This is a genomic window from Agarivorans sp., assembly GCF_050295395.1.
Taxonomy (GTDB): Bacteria; Pseudomonadota; Gammaproteobacteria; order Enterobacterales; family Celerinatantimonadaceae; genus Agarivorans.
Genome location: NZ_JBNKPP010000289.1, coordinates 1 through 6,460, shown reverse-complemented (window position 1 = coordinate 6,460; position 6,460 = coordinate 1). Strand labels below are relative to the sequence as shown.

At 48.2% G+C, this 6,460-nt stretch carries 5 protein-coding genes; 3 read left to right on the top strand and 2 right to left on the bottom strand.

From position 1 onward, the window contains the following. The coding region (locus ACQY6Q_RS17180) for a TIGR01212 family radical SAM protein (RefSeq protein WP_427983328.1) at positions 1-629 on the top strand (629 nt) is incomplete at its 5' end. A 103-nt stretch (positions 630-732) separates the two neighbouring features. After that, the gene (locus ACQY6Q_RS17175) at positions 733-2,526 is read left to right on the top strand and encodes a sensor domain-containing diguanylate cyclase (protein ID WP_427983326.1); all 1,794 of its coding nucleotides are present in this window, start codon (positions 733-735) and stop codon (positions 2,524-2,526) included. A 4-nt stretch (positions 2,527-2,530) separates the two neighbouring features. Here the strand turns inward: ACQY6Q_RS17175 and folE2 are convergent, their stop codons facing one another. Continuing rightward, entirely contained in the window at positions 2,531-3,454 is a 924-nt protein-coding gene (gene folE2, locus ACQY6Q_RS17170; protein ID WP_427983325.1) for a GTP cyclohydrolase FolE2, read from the bottom strand. A gap of 169 nt (positions 3,455-3,623) precedes the next feature. Here folE2 and arcB point away from each other — a divergent pair, with 169 nt between their 5' ends. Continuing rightward, on the top strand, positions 3,624-5,975 hold the full coding sequence (gene arcB / locus ACQY6Q_RS17165) for an aerobic respiration two-component sensor histidine kinase ArcB (protein WP_427983323.1): 2,352 nt from the start codon (positions 3,624-3,626) through the stop codon (positions 5,973-5,975). An 11-nt stretch (positions 5,976-5,986) separates the two neighbouring features. Here arcB and ACQY6Q_RS17160 read toward each other — a convergent pair. Beyond that, on the bottom strand, positions 5,987-6,460 hold a 474-nt coding region (locus tag ACQY6Q_RS17160), incomplete at its 5' end, for a lysine exporter LysO family protein (protein ID WP_427983322.1).

Genomic DNA, 6,460 nt, shown 5'->3' with positions numbered 1-6,460 from the left:
TTGAATACTTGCGTGGTATGTACCAGCAAGCGCTGGAGGACGACTCCGTGGTGGGCTTATGTATTGGTACCCGTCCAGATTGTGTGCCCGAAGCTGTATTAAAGATGCTGGCCGACTATCAGCAGCAGGGGAAGGAAGTGTGGCTAGAGTTAGGCTTACAAAGCGCTAACGACCATACCTTGAAGCGGATCAATCGTGGCCACGATTTTGCGGCCTTTCAGCAGGCCGTGGCGCGGGCGCATCATCACGGGCTTAAGGTATGCGCTCACTTAATTTTGGGCTTGCCGGGCGAGGGGCCAGCCGATTACATGGCGTCTTTAAATGCCGTGTTGGCAGAACGGGTGGAAGGGATTAAGTTGCATCCTTTGCATGTGGTTGAGGGCAGCAGTATGGCCAAGGCTTGGCGAGCCGGGCGTTTGTTGGTAATGGACCAGGCTGATTATGTGGAGCAAGCGGTTCACTTGATTCGCCATACTCCACCACAGGTGGTTTATCACCGGGTCAGTGCGCATGCCCGCCCACCAGTACTGTTGGCGCCAGAATGGTGTCAAAACAAGTGGTTGGCCCTGACAGCGATTGCTAAAAAATTAGCCTCAGAGGGCCCGCAAGGCAGCGCGTTGAGCCGCTAATTATCCACGATGCGTGAGCTAATCCCTTGTTTAGTAAATGATTATTTTAATGTTTAAATTATTCAGGTAAAGTAAGCGCTGTTGTGGAAAAAATGGACAATTAATGCAAAGCAGTTTCTATCCGGCGGCTTGGATGCAGGCCTCAATCGCTTTACTCAGTCTTTTGTTGGTAGTGGTGACCATATTGTGGGCCTTGTCGGCCAAAAAGGTGCGTGCCAAGCGTTTGGCTATGCAAAAATCACCGGCCGGACAAATAACACTGGATAGTGATGCCAAACAGGTCTTATTTGCTAACTCACGTTTCTGTGAATTAGTGCAATTGTCAAATAGTGGCAAAAGCTGGCAGTTTTCTTGCCCCGAGCATTTAACCCAGTTAATAGCATTACTCGAGCCCTACCAACAGCAGGAGCGAGTGGAAGGGATCCACTGGAAGTTGGAATTTGGTGAGCATTCACGAGTGCTGCTGATTTACGCCAATCTACAGGAACATCATGGTCGTGACCTTTGGTATATTAACGCTTACGAAAATGCTCAGGGTTACAGCTACCTTAATCGCATAGAGCAAGAACAAGCACTGTTTGCCAATGTGCTTAATTCGATCCCCGAATTCATTTATTTTAAAGACGCGGATGAGCGCTTGCTGGGCTGTAATCAGGCTTGGGCCGCGTTGCATGGTTTGAAACCTAATGACCTGACCGGTAAGCGTTTAAGTGACTTCTTAACTCGCCGTGAGTTGAGTTTAAGTCAGGCCTATGATTCAGAGGTATTAGCGGGTAAGCCCTGCCAACATACCGAATGGTTTAGTGCCCCGGATAGTCGTCAAATATTACTACAGCATAATATTTATCCATTGAAAAACCAGCAAGATGAAGTGACCGGGGTGCTGAACGTTTCTTATGACGTGACTAAGTGGCATGAATTGAATCGACAATTGGAACAGGAAAACCAAAATAGGTTAAGTTCTGAAAAGCAACTCGGTCGGCAAAACAATTTGATCCGTACGGTGTTTCATTCTACCCCCGATCCGCTGGGCTTTATCGATGATAAGGGTAATTTTATTGGTGGTAACGAGCCTTTTGCCAAGATGTTTGGTTACACCAGCGATGAGCTATTAGGTAAACATTTAACTGAAGTGCTGAGCTCCGAACAGCTTGAGCAACATCAAGTGCAAAATCGACAAATTCTCGAAACCGGCAAACCGTTGCGTTACGAAGAGTTGGTGTATTTAGATGACGGCCATCAGATTTGGTATGAGGTAATTAAAGGCCCTTATTTTGATGATGTTAGTGGTGAACGAGGGATCATTTTCATTACTCGGGATGTGACCGAGCGTAAGGCCACCGAACAGCAGTTGGCCGACGCCATTATGCAGTTGCAGGAACTCAGTTTTATCGACAGCTTAACTCAGGTGGCTAACCGACGTAGCTTTGATGAAAAGCTACAGCAGTTGTGGCTAACTCATCGCCGTGAAGGTTTAGAGTTGAGTTTGCTGCTATTAGATATTGATAGCTTTAAGCAGTATAACGACAACTATGGTCACCAACAGGGGGATGAGGCGCTACGTCAGGTGGCTAAGCTCACCAGTCGTTCGATTAAACGCGGCTCTGATTTGGTGGCGCGTTATGGCGGTGAAGAGTTTGCGATTTTATTGCCCAATACCAGTAATGACGGGGCTAAATTGGTGGCCCAAAACGTACTGGAAAACATGGCTCAAGCTAAGATCCCCCACGAGTATTCAGAGGCGGGTGAGTATATTTCTGTGAGTATTGGCGTGGCCACTGTGGTGCCTCAACAGGGTGTGGATTATGGCGAGCTAGTTCGCATCGCCGATTTGCAATTGTATCGCGCCAAACATCAAGGTAAGGCGCGTTATTGCTGTGCCGGGGACAGCGCCTAGTTACTTAGGCCTGATAACCTTGGCTAAGGCCTTTGGTGACAATGCCTATTGCGTTATGAGCGTGCAGGCTTTCTAGGTGATTGACTCGCACCCAAAAATCTTCAATGTCTGGGCGGCGGTTTAAACAGTGCTGCAACCGCCGCGCCGCATCTTCGCAAAACATCAGATTTTGGCCGTTAAGCCGGGCGAATTCTTGTTCGTCTTCGCGTTTTACTGCCGCTTGTACCGGGGTTTTTAGGCTGTCTTCCAGTTGGTCGATGAGTTCGATCAAGGGTAAATCTGTTGCCTTAGAGTCTAATTTTACTTTGACTTGAGCGATGCTGCGCTGGCTGTGTGGCGTGGCAACAATGCCCTGGGTGCTGCCTAACCATTGCTGAACCTCGTCGCGAGACACTTGCTCTTGGCTAAATTGTTCGCTAAAGGCTTGCTGAATTAACTGGCGGGCTAAAGCTGCCGAGCAAGGGCAAGTCGAAGAATAAGGTACTTCAACGCTGAGTTCTATCTCGGTGCGCTGTTGATGACGAGTGGCCACTATGCTGGTGGGGTAGGCTTTCCATCCGGTTTTACCCGATACCAGTGATTGACGACGTAAGTGGTAATCAAAATCGAAACGAACTTGCGCGTGTTCGCTAAGGTCCTGATGGCTTTCGATAAATTGATCTAAAATGGCGTTTAATGCCGGATAATCCAAGACTTGCTGATTCGACAGTTGATCTAAAATTAGATACAAACGCGACATGTGGATGCCTTTGGTCTGAGGGTCATCTAAGCTGACAAAAGCTTCGATGCGAGCGCTAACACGACTAGGCTGTTGGCCTTCAAAGGCAATCAACATTGGCATTTCGATTTGGCTCATCCCAACCCAGTTTAGCTTACCTTCGGTTTGAGCACGTCCTGAATGGGCGATATCAGGCATAACACTAGACATGCGCGTAGTTCTCCACAGAAACTGCCAAGGCTTAGCGCGTTGACATGAGATTAAGGTGTAAAATGATGGGCTGTTATACCATAAAAACTGGTTTACTATTAACCCTCTTTATTTTATGGACTTGTGCAAGCAAGCATAAAATCAGCTCCGGTATAAGGAAAGGGCTTGAATGACGCCGTTAAAGAAACTCGCTACTTACTATGTGCATCTGTTATCTCGCTTGGGCATCGTAAAATTTAGTATCAGCTTAGCTGGTGCCATTATTTTAGTCGCCCTTGCGATACAAATGAGTGTGACCTTTGCTCTTACTGGGCAGGTGTCGTCGGTGGATTTAATTCGCTCGGTTTTCTTTGCCTTGATTATCACCCCCTGGGCGGTATTTTTTATGTCGGTGGTGGTAGAGCAAATCGAAGATTCGCGGCAACGTTTAAGCAAGATGATCCGCAAGTTAGAGAAGATGCGCTCACGCGATTTACAATTAACTAATCGTTTAAAAGCCAATATTAGCCAACTAAACAACGAAATCGACGAACGGGAAAAAGCCGAAGCAGCGCGCCGTCAGGCAATCAGCCATTTAGAGTTGGAGGTGAAGCAACGCCAGCAGGCGCAACAGGAGTTGGAAGAACACTCGGCGCTGCTACGTAGCTTCATCGACAGTTCCCCAGACTTGGTGTATTACCGTAATGAACAAGGGCAGTTTTCAGGCTGCAATTTGGCGTTGGAGCAGCTGGTGGGGCGCTCCGAAAAGCAATTGATTGGCTTGACGCCTTATGATGTGTACCCCGAAGAAGTCGCCGACAAGGTTGTCGAAACCGACCATCAGGTATTTGATAATGATGAACCCTTAACTTATGAGCAATGGCTGGAATATCCGGATGGGCGCAAAGCTTTCTTCGAGCTGCGTAAAGTGCCGTTTTATGGGCGTAATGGCAACCGTCTTGGTTTGTTAGGTTTTGGTCGTGATATTACCGAGCGGATGCGCCATCAAGCCAATATTGAAAAGGCCAATCGCGACAAAGCGCAATTTATCTCAACCCTAAGTCATGAGTTACGAACCCCTTTGAACGGGGTGGTGGGTCTGAGTCAAATGCTGTTGGATACCCCGTTAAACGACGCCCAGCGTAAACACGTGAATACGATATTATTAAGTGCCACCACTTTGGGTAATATCTTTAACGACATCATCGACTTAGATAAGTTAGATCGGCGCCGCTTTGCGGTGTCTATGGAAGTGATGGACTTTAACGCCTTGGTGAGTGACATCGAAACGCTGACCGAAATGCAATTACAGGCCAAGGGTTTGGGTTTTCGTTTTGAACAAATTGGCCCGATCCCGCAAAGCATTGTTGCCGACCCAACGCGCTTACGCCAGGTATTGTGGAACTTAACCCATAACGCGGTGAAATTCACCGAACACGGGCAGGTGGCCTTGACCATTAAAGCCAAGCCGATTGCCGAACAGCAAGTGGAATTGGAATTTGTCATTGAAGACACTGGACCGGGCATACCCGAAGATCAGTTAGAACAAATTTTTGCCATGTATTATCAGGTGGAAGGCAGTAAGTCTGCCACCGGAACCGGCATTGGTTTATCGGTATCACGGCAACTGGTGCGCGCCATGGGTGGGGATATTGTGGTGAGCAGCCAAGTGGGAAAAGGCTCGTGTTTTACGGTGCGCTTAACGGTGGATTTAGATGTTATACCCGATGAAGCCGAACAAATTGACCATCCACCCTTAGAGATTTTATTGGTTGAAGATGTCGAGCTAAACATCACCATTGCCAAGGCGCTGTTGGAAAAATTGGGCCATCAGGTTGAAGTGGCCAAGAGTGGCCAGCAGGCATTGGCGATGTTTGAACCAGATAACTTCGATTTGGTGCTGTTAGACATTCAATTGCCCGACATGACCGGCTTTGATATTGCCAATCAATGGCAGCGACAATACAGTGCAGCGCAAATGCCACCGCTGGTGGCCTTAACCGCCAATGTGGTGAATAGCAAAAGCCAATTTCAGGCAGCTGGGATGGTGGATGTGATCCATAAACCGATTAATCGTAATGCAGTGGTGCATTGTTTTAATGAGGTTTTTGCCGTTGGTGAAGAGCCTCAAGCTGAGGCGCCCGTTTCGCCTAAGCAAGCTCTAAGCCGCAGCTCGCTGCCGATTTTGGATTTAGATTTGATAGAACAATTCTGTGAAACCATTGGGGTTAAGGTGTTAAATGACAGCGTGGATTTGTTCAAAAAAGTTATGCCAGACTATTTGCAAGTATTAGAAAGCAATATGTTTGCTAAAGACAAACAAGGCATTGTTTCGGAAGCGCATAAAATTAAAGGCGCCGCCGGTTCGATTGGCTTGGCACGGATCCAGCGTCTGGCGAATAAAATCCAATCGCCGGAGTTTCCAGCTTGGGCGGACAATGTGGAAGACTGGATTTACCAACTCAGTCACGACTATCCGGAAGATCTCAAGTTGCTAGATAAGGCTATCGCTGAGCATATCGAGCAGCAGCCCAGCGATTAGCGCTGAGCTGTTTAAGCGAGGTTCACCAATACCAAGATCAGTAGTGGGCAAAGCAAGCTGAGAATAAAGCCGCTGGCGATGGCCACTGGCACCAGCTGGTTGCCTCCGGCTCGTTGTAACATCGGTAGCGAGAAGTCCATGGCGGTGGCGCCGGCATAACCAATAGTGGCGGCGGGTGAGCGCAGCATTAAGCTGGGGATTAGCAGTAGGGTAATTAACTCGCGGCTTAAATCCGCAAAAAAGACGGTACTGCCAATCAGTGGATTAGTCGCTTCTGTGAGTAAGGCCCCCGATAAGGAATACCAGCCAAAGCCACTGCTCATGGCCAAGCCTACAGAGTAGGATAAATCAAACCAGTAGGCGCAGATAAGCCCGGCAGGAATGGAGCTTAATACCATCACCAAAGCGATGATTAATCCGCGGCGGTTGAGTAATAACTGGCGAACACTGATCCCCGCGCTGCGCAGCTCTATGCCGATGCAAAA

Coding starts and splice junctions, on each gene's coding strand:
- ACQY6Q_RS17175 (WP_427983326.1), top strand. CDS start 733: ATGCAAAGCAGTTTCTATCCGGCGGCTTGGATGCAGGCCTCAATCGCT.
- folE2 (WP_427983325.1), bottom strand. CDS start 3,454: ATGTCTAGTGTTATGCCTGATATCGCCCATTCAGGACGTGCTCAAACC.
- arcB (WP_427983323.1), top strand. CDS start 3,624: ATGACGCCGTTAAAGAAACTCGCTACTTACTATGTGCATCTGTTATCT.